Source organism: Geobacillus vulcani PSS1, assembly GCF_000733845.1.
GTDB classification, from domain to species: Bacteria; Bacillota; Bacilli; order Bacillales; family Anoxybacillaceae; genus Geobacillus; species Geobacillus vulcani.
On sequence record NZ_JPOI01000001.1, the window covers coordinates 1035798 to 1052721 of the forward strand.

At 52.9% G+C, this 16924-nt stretch carries 16 protein-coding genes; 11 read left to right on the forward strand and 5 right to left on the reverse strand.

Features of this window, described 5'->3' with window-relative positions; genetic code table 11:
- Positions 1 to 122: 122 nt before the first annotated feature.
- Positions 123 to 776, reverse strand: coding sequence for an RsfA family transcriptional regulator (locus tag N685_RS0105610; protein WP_031406575.1), 654 nt, complete (start codon positions 774 to 776; stop codon positions 123 to 125).
- A 175-nt stretch (positions 777 to 951) separates the two neighbouring features.
- On the opposite strand from N685_RS0105610, the gene N685_RS0105615 reads away from it, so the two are divergent.
- From N685_RS0105615 to N685_RS0105625, 3 genes are all read left to right on the forward strand, one after another.
- A complete protein-coding gene (locus tag N685_RS0105615; protein WP_011232879.1) occupies positions 952 to 1179 on the forward strand; it encodes a DUF1450 domain-containing protein in 228 nt (75 codons plus the stop codon).
- Positions 1180 to 1323: 144 nt separating this feature from the next.
- Positions 1324 to 2622: an HD domain-containing protein gene (locus N685_RS0105620; RefSeq protein ID WP_031406577.1), complete on the forward strand. Its 1299-nt coding sequence runs from the start codon at positions 1324 to 1326 to the stop codon at positions 2620 to 2622.
- A 13-nt stretch (positions 2623 to 2635) separates the two neighbouring features.
- Positions 2636 to 3154 carry a YwgA family protein gene (locus N685_RS0105625; RefSeq protein ID WP_031406579.1) on the forward strand — a complete coding sequence of 173 codons (519 nt, stop codon included), beginning with the start codon at positions 2636 to 2638 and terminating at the stop codon, positions 3152 to 3154.
- 182 nt (positions 3155 to 3336) lie between these two features.
- Here the strand turns inward: N685_RS0105625 and N685_RS0105630 are convergent, their stop codons facing one another.
- Both N685_RS0105630 and N685_RS0105635 read right to left on the reverse strand, forming a co-directional pair.
- On the reverse strand, positions 3337 to 4638 hold the full coding sequence (locus N685_RS0105630; protein ID WP_031406581.1) for an NCS2 family permease: 1302 nt from the start codon (positions 4636 to 4638) through the stop codon (positions 3337 to 3339).
- Positions 4639 to 4727: 89 nt separating this feature from the next.
- A complete protein-coding gene (locus tag N685_RS0105635) occupies positions 4728 to 4916 on the reverse strand; it encodes a 2-hydroxymuconate tautomerase (RefSeq protein WP_031406583.1) in 189 nt (62 codons plus the stop codon).
- Between the two features lie 132 nt (positions 4917 to 5048).
- Here N685_RS0105635 and N685_RS0105640 point away from each other — a divergent pair, with 132 nt between their 5' ends.
- Positions 5049 to 5717: a site-2 protease family protein gene (locus N685_RS0105640; RefSeq protein ID WP_031406585.1), complete on the forward strand. Its 669-nt coding sequence runs from the start codon at positions 5049 to 5051 to the stop codon at positions 5715 to 5717.
- 18 nt (positions 5718 to 5735) lie between these two features.
- On the forward strand, positions 5736 to 6251 hold the full coding sequence (locus N685_RS0105645) for a YwhD family protein (RefSeq protein ID WP_031406586.1): 516 nt from the start codon (positions 5736 to 5738) through the stop codon (positions 6249 to 6251).
- Positions 6252 to 6382: 131 nt separating this feature from the next.
- Here N685_RS0105645 and N685_RS0105650 read toward each other — a convergent pair whose 3' ends face one another.
- Positions 6383 to 8428: a transglycosylase domain-containing protein gene (locus N685_RS0105650; RefSeq protein WP_031406588.1), complete on the reverse strand. Its 2046-nt coding sequence runs from the start codon at positions 8426 to 8428 to the stop codon at positions 6383 to 6385.
- 299 nt (positions 8429 to 8727) lie between these two features.
- Between N685_RS0105650 and speE the strand changes: the two genes are divergently transcribed.
- From speE to N685_RS18280, 5 genes are all read left to right on the forward strand, one after another.
- Complete coding sequence (gene speE, locus N685_RS0105655; RefSeq protein WP_031406590.1) at positions 8728 to 9555, forward strand: polyamine aminopropyltransferase; 828 nt, start codon at positions 8728 to 8730, stop codon at positions 9553 to 9555.
- Between the two features lie 13 nt (positions 9556 to 9568).
- On the forward strand, positions 9569 to 10444 hold the full coding sequence (gene speB / locus N685_RS0105660) for an agmatinase (RefSeq protein WP_031406593.1): 876 nt from the start codon (positions 9569 to 9571) through the stop codon (positions 10442 to 10444).
- A gap of 218 nt (positions 10445 to 10662) precedes the next feature.
- Positions 10663 to 11094 carry a DUF1934 domain-containing protein gene (locus N685_RS0105665; RefSeq protein WP_031406595.1) on the forward strand — a complete coding sequence of 144 codons (432 nt, stop codon included), beginning with the start codon at positions 10663 to 10665 and terminating at the stop codon, positions 11092 to 11094.
- A gap of 3 nt (positions 11095 to 11097) precedes the next feature.
- Positions 11098 to 12771, forward strand: a complete 1674-nt coding sequence (argS, locus tag N685_RS0105670; RefSeq protein WP_031406597.1) for an arginine--tRNA ligase — start codon at positions 11098 to 11100, stop codon at positions 12769 to 12771.
- Positions 12772 to 12849: 78 nt separating this feature from the next.
- Positions 12850 to 13017: a XapX domain-containing protein gene (locus N685_RS18280; RefSeq protein WP_033842312.1), complete on the forward strand. Its 168-nt coding sequence runs from the start codon at positions 12850 to 12852 to the stop codon at positions 13015 to 13017.
- Between the two features lie 128 nt (positions 13018 to 13145).
- Here the strand turns inward: N685_RS18280 and cls are convergent, their stop codons facing one another.
- Positions 13146 to 14336: a cardiolipin synthase gene (gene cls / locus N685_RS0105680; RefSeq protein WP_031406598.1), complete on the reverse strand. Its 1191-nt coding sequence runs from the start codon at positions 14334 to 14336 to the stop codon at positions 13146 to 13148.
- Between the two features lie 469 nt (positions 14337 to 14805).
- On the opposite strand from cls, the gene N685_RS0105685 reads away from it, so the two are divergent.
- A complete protein-coding gene (locus tag N685_RS0105685) occupies positions 14806 to 16902 on the forward strand; it encodes a heterodisulfide reductase-related iron-sulfur binding cluster (protein WP_031406600.1) in 2097 nt (698 codons plus the stop codon).
- The last annotated feature ends 22 nt before the right edge of the window (positions 16903 to 16924 follow it).

A 16924-nucleotide genomic window follows, 5' to 3' on the forward strand; every position in this document is an offset into this window, starting at 1 on the left:
TTGGCTGCTGGGGGTGCTTCGCCGCTGCTGACCGTGAGCGATGTCCTGCCCTTCTTGGCGCGAATGATGGATGTTCGCCAACAAAAAAGGATGCCTGGTTTTTCACCCGACATCCTTTTTTGTTATTCCGCGATTTTCTCTAAGTTTCCGTTCGGGTCCATGCGGAAGGTCAGCCCCCGTTCTTCTTCCTCTTTTAATACCATTTTGCGCGCCCGGTTGATGATTTTCACGAGCGTCTCAAAATCTTCTTGGACAGTCGACGAATTTTCTTGTAATTTTGCAACTTTTTCTTCAAGCTCTTTATTTTTTTGCTTTAGTTCTTCAATCTCGCGGTGCAGCCGCTCGTTTTCTTTGATCAGTGCCTCCCGTTTCCGTTCATGGGATTGGAACGTTTTTAAGAACGCGATCACTTGATCCAGCGTCACTTGCTGCGGGGGAGAGGATGGGACGACGGCTGGCAGCTGCATCACTTCGCCAAGCTCTTCGAAAGATGGCATCGGCGGCTCATACAAGCGCCGTTTTTTCGCGCCGCCTTGTTTGGCCAACAGCCGCATCCGCTCTTTCCGTTGCATTTTCGCCAGCTGAAGCGCCTCTTCATATCGATGGCGGACGACGGCATTCCAGCGGAAGCCGCAGGCAGCCGATGTCCGGTTTAACTTGTCGCCGACTTCTTCAAACGCATTGAGCTGGGTGCTCCCTTCACGCACATGGCGCAATACCGTTTCCGCCAACAATAAATCATCTTCTTCTGTCCAAGCGTCTTGTCGTTGCTTCATCGGTCTCCACTCCTTTTTCCCATGCTAGTAAAAGGATGGGCAAAAAAACAAAATATTATACGTTGCAAGTTTACAGGATTCGCAAATTTCCAGAGTGAAAGCATGCCAACTTGCAATTTTCCCGCGAAAACGGTAGAATACACAAAGCAAACGCCACAGAAAGGAATGACGAATGATGGCGAATGAGTTTCGCGTTTGCGACGACTGCAAGGCGCCCAATTTAAAAACATTGATTCCGCGCCTGAAAAAACTTGATCCAGATGCGGTCATCAAAATTGGTTGCCAGTCGTATTGCGGCCCGGGGCGAAAAAAAACGTTCGCCTTCGTCAATAACCGCCCGGTGGCGGCGCTGACGGAAGACGAACTGATTGATAAAATTGCGGAAAGGTTGAAAAAGCGGTAAGCGATCACCTTCTTTGCCGGAAGAAGGTGATTTTTTGTATTTTTCGTCAATAATGGAGAAAGACGGAGAAAAAAGTCAACTATTTCTTTGCCGCAAGAAACGGCGTATAATAGATGTATGTTGGAGACGGAAGAGGAGGATGCGATGTATTCCGGCGGACAGCTTGACGAAGAAAAAGTGTTTAAAGATCCGGTGCATCGATACATACATGTTCGCGACAAAGTGATTTGGGATTTGATCGGCACAAAGGAATTTCAGCGCCTCCGCCGCATCAAGCAGCTTGGCACGACATATTTGACGTTCCACGGCGCCGAGCACAGCCGATTCAACCATTCGCTCGGCGTTTACGAAATCATTCGCCGCATCATTGATGACGTGTTTGTCGGCCGCGACCATTGGGACCATAGCGAGCGCCTTCTTTGTCTATGCGCGGCGTTGTTGCATGATTTAGGACATGGCCCGTTTTCCCACTCATTTGAAAAAGTGTTTCGTCTCGACCACGAAGATTTTACACAGGCGATCATTTTAGGCGATACAGAAGTGAACGCCGCCTTGCGCGAAGTGGGCGACGATTTTCCGCAAAAAGTGGCGGAAGTGATCGCCAAGACGTACCCGAACAAGCTCGTCGTGAGCCTCATCTCGAGCCAAATTGACGCCGACCGGATGGATTATTTGTTGCGCGATGCCTACTACACCGGCGTCAGCTACGGCTACTTTGACATGGAGCGCATTTTGCGCGTCATGCGCCCGCGCGAAGACCAGGTTGTCATCAAACGGAGCGGCATGCATGCGGTTGAGGATTACATCATGAGCCGCTACCAAATGTACTGGCAAGTGTACTTTCATCCCGTGACGCGCAGTGCGGAAGTCATTTTGACGAAAATTTTGCATCGGGCGAAAAAGCTGTATGAAGAGGGGTATCGTTTTCAAACGAAGCCGGCTCACTTTTTATCGTTCTTTGCGGGAAATGTGCCGCTTGGCGATTATTTAGCGCTTGATGAGGCGATCATCTTGTTTTACTTCCAACAATGGCAATACGAACGGGATCCGATTTTAAGCGACCTGTGCCAGCGGTTTGTCCGCCGCCGCCTGTTCAAATATACCGAATTCCATCCGACGAACGAGCAAATGGCAAAGCTGATTGAGCTGACGGGGTTGTTTAAAAAAGCAGGCATCGACCCGGACTACTACTTGGTCGTCGATTCGTCATCCGATTTGCCGTACGATTTTTACCGGCCGGGAGAGGAAGGCGAGCGCTTGCCGATCTATTTGTTGATGCCGAATGGGGAACTGCGCGAGCTGTCGCGCGAATCGGTGCTCGTTGACGCCATTTCCGGCAAGCGGCGCACCAACCATAAGCTCTATTTCCCTGCTGATTTCCTTGAAGACTTGTCAACCAAGCGAACGGTGAAGAAAAAGATTATCGAAATTTTAAAGGGTTAGGAGATGACGGAGGGTGTTGACGGAGCATGCGAAAGTGATGAAGGCGCTGGCGGCCGCCGGGGAAATTGCCGGCCGCAAAAAGTTGCAAAAAATGATTTATATCGCGAAAAAGCTCGACTTTCCGTTTTACGAGAAATTCGATTTCCACTTTTATGGCCCGTATTCCGAGGAGCTGACATGCCGCATTGAAGAGCTGTGCGCGCTCGGCTTTTTGCACGAGGCAAAAGAGAAAAAAAGCGGCTATGTACAATACCGCTATACGCTCACAGAGGCGGGCGAGCAGTTTTTGCGCCATTACGACTGGGACATGCCGGGTCTTGACGAATGCATGCAGGCGATGAACGGACAAAACGCGCGCTTCTTGGAACTGGTTTCCACGGTGCTCTATTTTGAACATTTGTCGAAAGAGGAAGTAAAAGAGAAAATCGCCGTCGTAAAAAGCAAGCAGCGCTACACGGAGGAAGAGATCGAAGAGGCGTATGCGTATATTGATGCGCTGCGCAGCCGATGCCGCAAGAGCGCTTGTGTGTAGGCGGGCGGAAAAAGTTTCCTCAACGTATCATCAGTTGCCCATAGACGACATGAGGGTGTCCCACAAAGCGCGGGCCCCCCTTTCTTATTATCGTCGATAGCAGCCAAATGATCGATAAGAAACAATATGTTGTGCTTGGTTTAAGGGGCAATTTCCCCTCTTGGGTCAAACCGTTCTTCGTTTTAATGCGGCAAAAACGCCAGCTGCAAAAAGAACAGCACCGCAAGCACGTACAGCAGCAACGGCACATCGCGCCAGCGGCCGCGGGCGATTTTTAAGAGCGGGTACGAGACGAAGCCGAGCGCGATGCCGGTCGCGATGCTTGAGGTGAGCGGCATGCTTAAGATGATGAGAAAGGCCGGGAACGCCTCATCGAGCTGATGCCACGAAATATGAGCGATGCTGCTGATCATCAAGCTGCCGACGATGATGAGCGCCGGGGCGGTGATGGCCGATAACCCGGCGACCGCGCCGACCAGCGGGCTGAAAAAGGCGGCGATGACAAACAGGACAGCGACGGTGAGCGCCGTCCATCCGGTCCGTCCGCCGGCAGCGACACCCGTGGACGACTCGATGTACGCTGACGTTGGGCTCGTGCCAAGCATGGCCCCGACCGTAGTCGCGACCGAGTCAGCCAAGAGCGCTTCGCGGGCGCGCGGCAGCGTGTTCCCTTTCATCAGCCCGGCTTGCTCGGCGATGCCGATCATTGTGCCGGTCGTATCAAACAGCGTGACAAGCAAAAAAGAGAAGACGACGGCGTACAAATGATGGCTGATCACATCCCCAACGGCCGCAAACGGATTGGCAACGACCAACCCGTCCGGCAGCGACGGCAGCGACACAATGCCTTTGTCAAAGTGAAGTTGCCCGGTCGCATAGGCGATGATCCCGGTGATGACCATGCCGTAAAAGAGCGCTCCGTTGACGCCGCGCATCATAAGAACGAGCGTGACGGCGAGGCCGACAAGTGTCAACACGGCGGATGGGGCATGCAAGTCGCCAAGTGCCACCAAATTTTGCGGGTGGGCTTGGATGATCCCGGTCAGCCGCAGGCCGATGAAGGCGATAAACAGCCCGATGCCGGCGGTGATGCCGTGCTTTAAGCTGTCGGGAATCACTTCAATCAGCTTGCTGCGGAGCGGGGTGAGCGACAGTAACAAAAACAGCACCCCGGCGACAAACACGGCGGAAAACGCGGTTCCGTACGAAATGTCGTCGTGCGAGCCGACGACGGAATAGGCGAAATAGGCGTTAAGACCCATGCCAGGAGCGATGGCGATCGGATAGTTGGCGAAAACCGCCATCCACAGCGTGCCGATCACCGTGGCGATGACGGTGGCTGTAAACGCCTGTTCAAACGGGACGCCGGCGTCCGACAAGATGACCGGGTTGACGACGATGATGTACACCATCGTGAGGAACGTGGTCAAACCGGCGAGCACTTCCGTCTTGCGGTCAGCCTGTTTCTCTGCGAAACGAATCATGGGCCACCTCCTAAAAACGAACAATTATAATAATATTCGTTTTTACTTCAAAATGCAACGGGGGCGCATGAAACGCCCCCGTCCGTATGTCACTCTGTGTCGCTCAGCCGCTTTCCAGCGATCGCATAATGGTCTTTCGTCATTTCCTCGATAAACACGACAACGCTCTCTTTTTTCGCTCCCGTCGTTTCCACAACGGCGTCCGTCACTTTTTCAACAAGCGCTTTCTTTTGCTCGTCCGTGCGGCCGGCAAGCATTTTGATTGTCACGTACGGCATGATCGTCCCTCCATTTGGATTGTCGAGTGCTGTCGCGCTTATTATACCATGTGACGAGGAAGTTCAGTCCACTTTTGCCGGTAAATCATGTATACTAAAAATGGTGAATATAGGGGAAAGGGAGTTAATCAAGTGGAACATTTTTTGCCATATTCATTAAGTGAAATTCCGTACGTGCTCTTGACGCTGGCGTTAGCGTTTTCCGTGCACGAATTCGCCCATGCGTACGTCGCCTACAAATTCGGCGACCCGACCGCGAAAAACCAAGGGCGGTTGACGTTGTCCCCGTTTGCCCATTTAGATTTGCTTGGCACCTTGCTTATTTTTCTCGCGGGGTTTGGCTGGGCGCGCCCGGTGCCGGTCAACCGCTTCCACTTTAAAAATCCGCGCCTTGCCGGCATTCTCGTCTCGGTTGCCGGGCCGCTCAGCAACCTTGTGCTGGCGGGCCTTGGGTTCATCGCCTGGTATGCGATGGTCGATTTCGGCATCATGCGGGCGCTGCCGGATTGGTTTGCTGCGGGGTTTGACCAGTTTTTTCAAATTTTTATCGGCCTGAATGCGGTGCTGTTTTTGTTTAATTTGTTGCCATTTCCCCCGCTCGATGGGTATCGGATCATCGAAGATTTGGCTCCCGACGGTCTGCGGGCGAAAATGACGCAATGGGAAAGCTACGGGGCGTTGATTTTTCTAGTCCTTGTGCTGACGCCGCTTGACCGATATACGATTGAGCCGGTGTTTCAAGTGGCGCTGCCGTTTGTGTTGGAAAATTTGCAGTCATTCGTTGCCAACTTGTTTACGTAGGAAGGAGGAACAACTGAAATGGAGCAAAAAAAGAAAAAAAATATCGGCTTTAACATCATCAAAGACGATCCCACCGATGGGCACCGCGGCTTTGGCGCTGGGGCGTTGAGCTTAGAAAACGTGTCGCCGGTCATCATTGACGTCGAAGCGGGCGAAGCGTTCGTCGATATGGGGGCGATGCATGCGCGCAGCGCCGTCGAGCGCGGCATTAAGTTTTTGCCCGACCGTTCGGCCGTGCCGAACGGCAAGCCGTATTGGATTGTCTGGGTGACGATTGAACGCCGCGAAGACGGCCCGTATTACGCTGGGGTGACGGCGTGTGAAATGACCGTTGACCGCGAGGCGCGCCGCGGCTATAAGCTATTGCCGGAACATGTGAACCGTCTCGATAAGTCGCTGAAGCGGCACATTATTGTCGATCATATGGATGCGAAATCCAAACGGGTGCTCGCCGACTTTTTGAAAGGGCACGACATCGACATGTGGAACCGTTCGAGCGATGAGCTGAAAAAAGGGCTTGAAGGTGAATTGTGACGGTTTTGTGAACATATTTGTGCAAGGGCTTGTTCTTGTCTGGAAAAAGGGATAAACTAAATCTACATGTATAACACAGGAAAACTAGGACAAGAAAATCCCCTGCGTGCATGCGCAGGGGATTTTCTTGCTTAAAACCACGGGAACCATTTCTCGAACCAGCTTTTTCCGTCTTCTTTTTTCTTCTTTTTCTTTTCCAGATGGTCGGTGCAATAGTCAGTCGGTTCGGTACCGATGAGATAGTACGTTTTTCGTTTCACCGGACAAGCGTCGGTGGCCAGCTTGCCGTTTTGCGGGTCGATGTAGACGCCGATGACCCCTTTCGTGGGCTTGAACGGCCGTTTCGGCTCGTCGGCGAGGCTTTGTTCCATAAAGTGAACCCATATTTGCTTGGCGTATTGCCTTTCGGCAGGACGATCCATCGTTTCCCCACGGTCGTAGCCGGTCCAGACGCCGGCGACAAGTTGCGGGGCGAACCCGATCATCCAACTGTCCGTTTTTGTCGTTCCCGACTTGCCGGCGTAGGGTCGTGTGATGTCATCGGCGATCGACTGCCCGGTGACGGTGGTATAGCCGTTTAACTTCGGGTCGAACATTCCGGTCATTAAATGAGTCGTGACAAACGCCGCGTCGCGGTCCAGCACTTGCCGGCTTGCCGGTTGGTGCTCGTAGATCACGTTGCCGGCGCTGTCGACTACTTTTTTAATGAACACCGGGTCGTTTCGTTTGCCATAGTTGGCGATGGTGCTGTAGGCGGCGACCATGTCGATCACTTTCACCGGCGAGGTGCCGAGCGCCAACGAAGGCACAGCTTTCAATCTGCTTGTGATGCCGAGCGCTTTCGCTGTGTTGACGAGTTTGTCGACGCCGATGAACTGGAGCGTTTTCACCGCAAAGACGTTGTCGGATACGGCGAGCGCCTGAGCGAGCGTGATCGGGCCATTGGCATAGTAGTCATTGTAATTATGGGGGGTGTACGACGATCGGCCGTCATCAAACGTAAACGTCGTCAGCTCGCTGCGCAGTTGGGTCGATGGGGTGAAACCTTGCTCGATCGCCGCGTAATACAAAAACGGTTTAAATGTCGACCCTGGCTGGCGTTCCGCCTGCACCGCCCGGTTGAACGGGCTCTCTCGGTAGTTGCGTCCACCGACGAGCGCCTTTACTTCCCCGGTGCGTGGATCCATGGCGACAAGCGCCGCTTGAATGGCAGAGTGCGGATCAATGATGCGACGGATTTGCTCTTCGGCAATCCGTTGCAGACGCGGATCGAGCGTCGTATAGACGCGCAGCCCCCCAAGCTCGATCGTCCGCTCATCAAGGCCGAGTTTTGTGCGCAATTGCTGTTTGACGACATCTTGAAAATACGGAGCGATCGGCTGCTCTTGCTCCCGGTGCCGGGCGTAGACGAGTTTGTCGCGGTATGCCTGCTCCGCTTCTTGGCGGCTGATGTATCCAGCTTCCACCATGGAGGTGAGCACGATTTTTTGCCGCGCTTTTGCCCGCTGTTCATTGACAAACGGTGAGTAGTAATACGGCCCTTTCGGAATGCCGGCCAGCATCGCTGCCTCGCTGAGCGTCAGCTCGCTCGCGTGCTTGCCGAAATAGTAGCGGGCTGCTGCTTCGATGCCGTAAGCTCCGTGTCCGTAATAAATCGTATTTAAGTAGCCTTCCAAGATTTTGTCTTTGCTGTAGTTGGCTTCAAGTCGGATTGTGTAAAGCGCTTCTTGGATTTTTCGCGACCACGTTTTTTCATGCGTCAAAAACAAGTTGCGCGCATACTGCTGGGTGATCGTGCTTGCCCCTTGCACTTTCGCCATCGCTTTAATATCAGCGATGATCGCACCAGCCAGCCTTTTTAAATCAAATCCATGGTGTTGGTAAAATTTTCGATCTTCGACGGCAATCGTAGCGTTGATGACATGAGACGAAATATCCTGAAGACGAACCCAATACCGTTTCTGTCCATAATGGCTTTCCCCAATTTTGCTGCCGTCATCGGCATAAAACATCGTCGTCTGCGGCACGGCAACCGGCGGGGCGCCTTCGATTTTTGCGAATAACACAACGCTCCCGAGGCCGGCGAAGGCAAAGATGACGAGAAAAAAGCCGATAAAGACGGCGGCGCGCACATATTTCCACGTGCCGCGAAAACGGCTGCCCGGGATCGGTTCCATTGCGCATCACCTCGACGGTTTTGACTTTCTGTCAAATATGGACATCGCCGCAATGGCGGCTTACCCAGTTCCATTTGGCACGGTTTGCGGCCGGCGTGCGGGAATGCGCCGACCTGTTTCCACCCCTTTGGTCAGGAAAGGTTTTCCTCTTTTCTTACCAGTATGAAAAAATTTTTTTTATTTTAAACTTGTTCCTCTTGCATTTTTGCTAGATTGCTCTATACTTTTTCATGTTTAGTTTTTCGTTGGCAAGGAAAACTTGTTTATAGTAAGCAACGTTCGGAGAAAGGATGTTATCGATGGAACTTTGGTTTACCGAAAAGCAGACGGAACATTTCGGCATCACGGCACGCATCATCCGCACTTTACATACAGAACAAACGCCGTTTCAAAAGCTCGATATGGTCGAAACCGCGGAGTTCGGCAACATGCTCATTCTAGACGGCATGGTCATGACGACGCAAAAAGACGAGTTCGTCTATCATGAAATGGTTGCCCATGTGCCGTTGTTTACCCACCCGCATCCGGAAAACGTACTGGTCGTCGGCGGCGGCGACGGCGGCGTCATTCGTGAAGTGCTGAAGCATCCAAGCGTCAAAAAGGCGACGCTTGTTGAAATCGACGGCAAGGTGATCGAATGCTCGAAAAAATATTTGCCAGAAATCGCCGGAAAACTCGATGATCCACGCGTGGAAGTAAAAGTCGATGACGGGTTTATGCATATTGCGAAAAGCGAAAATGAGTATGACGTCATCATGGTTGACTCGACTGAACCGGTCGGTCCGGCGGTCAACTTGTTCACAAAAGGGTTTTATGCCGGCATCGCCAACGCGTTGAAGGAAGACGGCATTTTCGTCGCCCAAACGGACAATCCGTGGTTTAAAGCCGATTTGATCCGCAAGGTTTATCGCGACGTGAAGGAAATTTTCCCGATCACTCGTTTGTATACAGCAAACATTCCGACGTATCCGAGCGGGCTCTGGACGTTTACGCTCGGCTCGAAAAAATACGACCCGCTTGCGGTGAGCGGCGACCGTTTCCATGACATTGAGACGAAATATTACACGAAAGAGCTGCACAAAGCGTGTTTTGTCTTGCCGAAATTTGTCGCGGATTTAACGAAGTAAGGGGGCGCAGGCGATGCGATTTGATGAAGCCTATTCGGGCAACGTGTTTATCGGCAGTCATCCGAATTTTGAAGAAAGCGAAGCCGTCATTTACGGAATGCCGATGGACTGGACGGTCAGCTACCGGCCCGGCTCGCGGTTCGGTCCGGCTCGCATCCGCGAAGTGTCGATCGGCCTTGAGGAATACAGCCCGTATTTGGACCGCGAACTCAAGGACGTTCGCTACTTTGACGCCGGTGATATCCCGCTGCCGTTTGGCAATGCGGCGCGCAGCTTGGAGCTGATTGAACAGTTTGTTAGAAGAGTGCTGGATGCTGGAAAATTTCCGCTCGGCCTTGGCGGTGAACACCTTGTCTCTTGGCCGGTGATCAAAGCGGTGTACGACTATTATCCGGATGTGGCCGTCATTCATATGGACGCGCATACCGACCTGCGCGAACATTACGAAGGCGAGCCGTTGTCGCACGCGACGCCGATCCGCAAGGTCGCTGACCTGATCGGCCCGACGAATGTCTTTTCGTTCGGCATCCGTTCCGGCATGAAAGAAGAGTTCGAATGGGCGAAAGAAAACGGCATGTACATCGCTAAGTTTGAGGTGCTTGAACCGCTCCGTTCCGTGTTGCCGAAGCTCGCCGGCCGCCCGGTGTATGTGACGATTGACATCGATGTGCTTGATCCCGCTCATGCCCCAGGTACTGGGACGGTCGATGCCGGTGGCATTACGTCAAAAGAGCTGTTGGCGGCCATTCACGAGATCGCCCGCTCCGACGTGCGAGTCGTCGGCGCCGATTTGGTGGAAGTCGCACCCATTTATGACCATTCGGAACAAACCGCCAATACAGCGAGCAAGCTTGTTCGGGAAATGCTGCTGGGCTGGGTGGCCAAGTGAATATCGAAAAAAGCGCCTAAATCGCCAGCGGGCGAGGGCGCTTTTTTCTTTAGCGGGACAAAAGATGCAGGAATATGAGCATACAGAGTGTAATAACAGCCTTTTTATGCCAACTGGAGCGGAAATCTGCCATCGGGTTTGTCCCCTCTTGAATGGAGTGGAACAGTTCTTTATACTATAAATTATGACTGTTTGTTCGCAAAGGTGTGTTTATCGATATGAAGGAAACAAACGGCATCCCGGTGCGCCTCCGCCAAGTGGCTGTCATTCGCGATGGTCCGCGCCAAGAGACGGTTGTGCTTGAGGCGGATGGGATGTATTACATAAAAGGGGAAACCGTTTATTTGCAGTTTGCCGAAGAAAACGAACTCGGGCGGGTGAACAACATTGTGAAAATCGCGCCTGACGAGGTGACCGTTCTTCGTTCCGGAGCGGTCGAGATGCGGCAAACGTTCCGCCATCGCGAAGAGCGGTCGGGCCATTATCAAACGGTGTTCGGGCGGTGGGCGCTGGTGACAAAAACGGATGCGATCGAGTTCCGATATGACGAAAGACGGAAACAGGGGCAGCTCTTTCTCTCGTATGAACTGATGCTGGAGCATGAGCGGAGCGGGCGCCATACGTTGACGTTGACATTTAAGGGGGTATAAGCGGTGAACATTGTCGGACAACTCAAGGAAAAGATGAAAGAAGAAATCCGCCAGGCGGCGGTGAGAGCAGGACTGGCTTCGGCCGATGAGTTGCCGGAAGTGCTGCTTGAGGTGCCGCGCGACAAGGCGCATGGCGACTACTCAACGAACATCGCCATGCAGCTCGCCCGCATCGCGAAAAAACCGCCGCGGGCGATCGCCGAAGCCATTGTCGGGCAGCTTGACCGCGAGCGCATATCGGTCGGGCGCGTCGAGATTGCCGGGCCGGGCTTTATCAACTTTTATATGGACAACCGCTATTTGACGGCGGTCGTGCCGGCGATTTTGCAGGCGGGGCAAGCGTATGGCGAGTCGAATGTCGGCAACGGAGAAAAAGTGCAAGTCGAGTTCGTCTCCGCCAATCCGACTGGCGATTTGCATTTAGGCCATGCCCGCGGCGCGGCGGTTGGCGATTCGCTTTGCAACATTTTAGCGAAAGCCGGGTTCGACGTGACGCGCGAATATTACATCAATGACGCCGGCAAGCAAATTTACAACTTGGCGAAATCGGTCGAAGCCCGTTATTTTCAGGCTCTCGGTGTCGATATGCCGTTGCCGGAGGACGGCTATTACGGCGACGATATCGTCGAAATCGGCAAAAAGCTTGCCGAAGAGTACGGCGACCGGTTTGTCGAAATGGAGGAAGACGAGCGGCTTGCCTTTTTCCGCGACTATGGGCTCCGCTATGAGCTTGAGAAAATCAAGAAAGACTTGGCCGACTTCCGCGTGCCGTTTGACGTCTGGTATTCGGAAACGTCGCTCTATGAAAGCGGCAAAATCGACGAAGCGCTTTCTACTTTGCGCGAGCGCGGCTATATTTACGAGCAGGACGGGGCGACATGGTTCCGTTCGACGGCGTTTGGGGACGACAAAGACCGCGTGTTGATTAAACAGGACGGTACGTATACGTACTTGCTCCCGGACATCGCCTACCATCAAGACAAGCTGCGGCGCGGGTTCAAAAAGCTCATCAACATTTGGGGAGCGGACCACCACGGCTACATTCCCCGCATGAAGGCGGCGATCGCTGCGCTCGGCTACGATCCGGAGGCGCTCGAAGTGGAGATCATTCAAATGGTGAACCTATACCAAAACGGCGAGCGCGTCAAAATGAGCAAGCGCACCGGCAAGGCGGTGACGATGCGCGAGCTCATGGAAGAAGTCGGCGTCGATGCCGTCCGTTATTTCTTTGCGATGCGCTCGGGCGATACGCATTTGGATTTTGACATGGACTTGGCCGTGTCGCAGTCGAATGAAAACCCGGTTTACTACGTCCAATATGCGCACGCCCGCGTTTCCAGCATTCTTCGCCAAGCGGAGGAACAACACATTTCCTATGACGGCGATTTAGCCCTTCACCATCTTGTCGGGACGGAAAAAGAGGTCGAACTGTTGAAAGTGCTCGGAGATTTCCCCGATGTCGTCGCCGAGGCGGCGCTCAAGCGGATGCCGCATCGCGTCACCGCCTATGCATTCGATTTGGCTTCCGCGCTCCATAGTTTTTACAACGCGGAAAAAGTGCTTGATCTTGACAACCTCGAAAAAACAAAGGCCCGCCTCGCGCTTGTCAAGGCGGTGCAAATTACACTGAAAAACGCATTGACGTTGATCGGCGTCTCAGCGCCGGAACAAATGTAAACGAACGAGGGGGAGAGCGGAGAGCGCCCCCTCTTTTTTGGGCATTCTAAAGAAAAACAACAGTGGAGGACGAATCTCATGAAAGAAATCGTGCTGTCGCTTCTGACAGGCATGATCGTAGGCTTTTTGTTTACGCTGTTTCGCTTGCCGATTCCGGCTCCCCCAGCGTTGGCCGGCATCGCCGGCATCGTCGGGGTGTATCTGGGCATGCGGCTGTTTCAATGGTTCATGGTGCTTTGGAAGTAGGCACTTGCATGATCAAACAGGGAACAAAACCCGGCTGGCGCAGTTTTGGCAGCATCAAGCCGCCGCAAGCGCTGGCCGGGGTTTTTGTCTTCTCTGTTGTTTGGGGGGAGAATGGGGCTTCGAATCGGTCACAGCCAGGCGGAAATAAGCTGGGAAATCGACTGTTTGCCGCGGTCAAGAAGCGAGCGTTTTTGCCAAAAGTCGACCGTCAGCGGCTCGGCGCGCAACAAATCGCGTTCAATCGCCCGTTTGACGAGACGGGTGAATGCGCGGTCAAACACATAACAGTTGATCTCGCTGTTCAAAAACAAGCTGCGCCGATCAAAATTCGCTGTGCCGACGTCGCACCACTCCTCATCGACGACGAGTGTTTTGGCATGGTAAAATCCTTGGTAAAAGCGATAAATACGCGCACCGGCTTTCAAGAGTCGATAAAAGTACGGGTAGGCGGCCTCTTTGACAAATAAATGGTCTGCTTTGAGCGGCACAAGGACCGTTACGCGCACCCCGCGCCGAAGCGCTTGCAACAGCTCGTTAAACAGCGGCCGGCTTGGAATAAAGTATGGGCTGCCGATCATAATTTCGTTTTTCGCCCGGCGGATGACCTCGATAAACTGTTCTTCAAGGGCAGCGCCGTTGGTGGCGACGAGCTGATGACGAATAGAGCCGGCCGGAAGCGGCGGAAAATAACGGGATTTGTCAGGCACCGTCCGCCCCGTCGCTTCTTCCCAGTCATGCAAAAACTGCTCCTGCAAGTCGTGGACTCCTTCACCGTTTACTTTCAAGTGATAATCGCGCCATTCGCCGAAGTTGGCGTCTTTTCCGATGTATTCGCGGCCGATGTTAAAGCCGCCGATGTAGCCGACTTGTCCGTCGATGACTGTAATTTTTCGATGGTTGCGGCGATTGAGGCGGTAAAGGAAAAACGGGAAACGCGGTTTTTGGGCATAGGCGAACTCCACCCCGCTTTCCTCGAGCGAACGGATGAGCGCTTTCGGCAAACCAAAGCTGCCGACCCAATCGGTCAACACTCGCACTTTCACGCCGGCAGCCGCTTTTTCCTTTAAAATTTGGAAAAAGGGTGCGCTCGTTTCGTCATTTTTGATAATGTAAAATAAGACGTGAATATGGTCGCGGGCGCGGTGCAGTTCGGCGAAGTAATCGGAAAATAAATGTCTGCCGTTGATATAGAGGGAGATATCGCTTCTCCGCTCCGGGTAGACGACTTTTTTGCGCCCATTGCGGAAGGCGAGCTGTCCAAGCTTGTCATCAAGATAAACAAGCAGCAATACGATGGCAATGACGAAAATGACGGCCATATCTTCTCCTCCTGTGTCGATTCGGTATGTATTAATGTGCCCGAGAAGGCGCAAAAATAGCAAGGTCAATGGAAAACAATGTTGGAGCTTTCCTATTTGTCACTTTGACAGAAGATTGGATCGACTGCCGAGCCGGCGAACATCCCGCCTTTCTCCTTTATCATCTCCAACCAGGAAAAAGGTTGACCGAAAAGGCGTTTTTCTTAAGCAAAACACAATCTATTGTTTCTTAGTGATTTTTCATGTCTATATGAGAACAGGGAGCCTTGATCCTGGTGGGACACCCTCGTAGGTGGGAGGAGTGTTCAAAGGCTGTTTGGCTGCCATGGAAAAGTTTTTTGTGATGAGAATAAAAAAAGATTATTGACTGAATGCTCATTCATTTGTACAATAGACATAAAGCGAATTCTGAAAATTTCTTTTGTTATGGCAACACATTTGCTTGAAAAGCGGGGGAAGGGGAGAGAAGATGAATGCCTTGTTGATGGTGAACTGGCTCGCGTTTTTGTTTGTAACCGCTTACGCTATCTACTTGTTTGCTTATGTTGTCAAAACGCGGGTGATGTACATCAAACTCGGCAAAAAAGTCGAGTTTGACCACAAAGTAAAAGAGCGGCTGCGAAACATCTGGGTCAACGTTTTCGGCCAGAAAAAGCTGCTCAAAGACAAAAAAAGCGGCTTGATTCACGTTATCTTTTTCTACGGCTTTATTCTTGTCCAATTTGGCGCGATTGATTTCATCATCAAAGGGCTTGCGCCGGGGGCACATTTGCCGCTTGGGCCGCTGTACCCGGGATTTACGTTTTTCCAAGAAATCGTCACCTTGCTTATTTTGATTGCGGTGCTCGCTGCCTTTTACCGCCGTTACATTGAAAAGCTCGTCCGCTTAAAGCGCGACTTGAAAGCGGGGCTTGTCCTCATCTTTATCGCCGGGCTGATGTTGTCGGTGTTGTTCGGCAACGGGATGAGCATGATTTGGCACGGCGAGGAAGCGACATGGAGCGAACCGGTTGCTTCGCTTATTGCCGGCGCGTTTTCCTGGGTCGGCGAAACCGGGGCCGCGGTGCTGTTCTTTGCCGCCTGGTGGGTGCATTTGTTGATTTTGCTGACGTTCCTCGTGTACGTGCCGCAATCAAAGCACGCCCATTTGATCGCTGCGCCGGTCAACGTCTTTTTCAGCCGGCTGACGCGGCCGAAGCTTTCGCCGATCAACTTTGAAGACGAAAGCCAGGAATCGTTTGGCGTCGGCAAAATTGAAGATTTTACGCAAAAGCAATTGATCGACTTGTATGCCTGTGTCGAGTGCGGCCGCTGCACGAGCATGTGCCCGGCGACTGGCACGGGGAAAATGTTGTCGCCGATGGACTTGATTTTGAAGCTGCGCGACCATTTGACGGAAAAAGGAGCGGTCGTCACGTCGCGGGCGCCGTGGGTGCCGGCGTTCGCTTTCAAAAACACAAGGGGCAACCAGCTCGCGTTCGCCGCCGCGTCGGAGCAGGCCGCCACGATCGAAATGCCCAGCTTGATCGGCGATGTCATCACCGAGGAAGAAATTTGGGCCTGTACGACGTGCCGCAACTGTGAAGACCAATGCCCAGTCATGAACGAACACGTCGATAAAATCATCGACTTGCGTCGCTATCTCGTGTTGACGGAAGGGCGGATGAATCCGGACGCGCAGCGGGCGATGACGAACATCGAGCGCCAAGGCAATCCGTGGGGCTTGAACCGAAAAGAACGGGAAAACTGGCGCGAGCTGCGCGATGATGTGTATGTGCCGACTGTCAAAGAAGCGGCGAAAGCGGGAGAGGAAATCGAGTACTTGTTCTGGGTCGGCTCGATGGGGTCGTATGACAGCCGGAGCCAAAAAATCGCCCTTGCTTTTGCCAAACTGCTGAACGAAGCGGGCGTCAAGTTTGCGATTTTAGGCAACAAGGAGAAAAATTCGGGCGATACGCCGCGCCGGTTAGGGAATGAATTTTTATTCCAAGAGCTGGCGACGAACAACATCGCCGAGTTTGAAAAAGCGGGCGTCAAGAAAATCGTGACGATCGACCCGCACGCCTACAATACGTTCAAAAACGAATATCCAGACTTTGGGTTTGAGGCGGAAGTGTATCACCATACCGAGCTGCTCGCCAAGCTCATCGAAGAAGGCCGCTTAGTGCCAAAATATCCGGTGAATGAACGAATTACGTTCCATGACTCGTGCTACTTAGGGCGCTACAATGACGTCTATGACGCACCGCGGAAAATTTTGCGCGCCATTCCGGGCGTCGAGCTTGTTGAGATGGAGCGCAACCGCGAGCGCGGCATGTGTTGCGGCGCCGGCGGCGGCCTCATGTGGATGGAGGAGACGACCGGCAACCGCATCAATGTCGCCCGCACCGAGCAAGCGCTCGCTGTCAACCCGACGGTCATCAGCTCCGGCTGCCCGTACTGTCTGACCATGTTGACCGACGGGACGAAAGCCAAGGAAGTGGAAGACCGCGTCTTTACGTACGATGTCGCTGAATTGTTGGCGAAATCGGTGTTCGGTGAAGAAAAAGAGGAAGCAACATCGTAAAAATAGTTGCATAGACAATTTT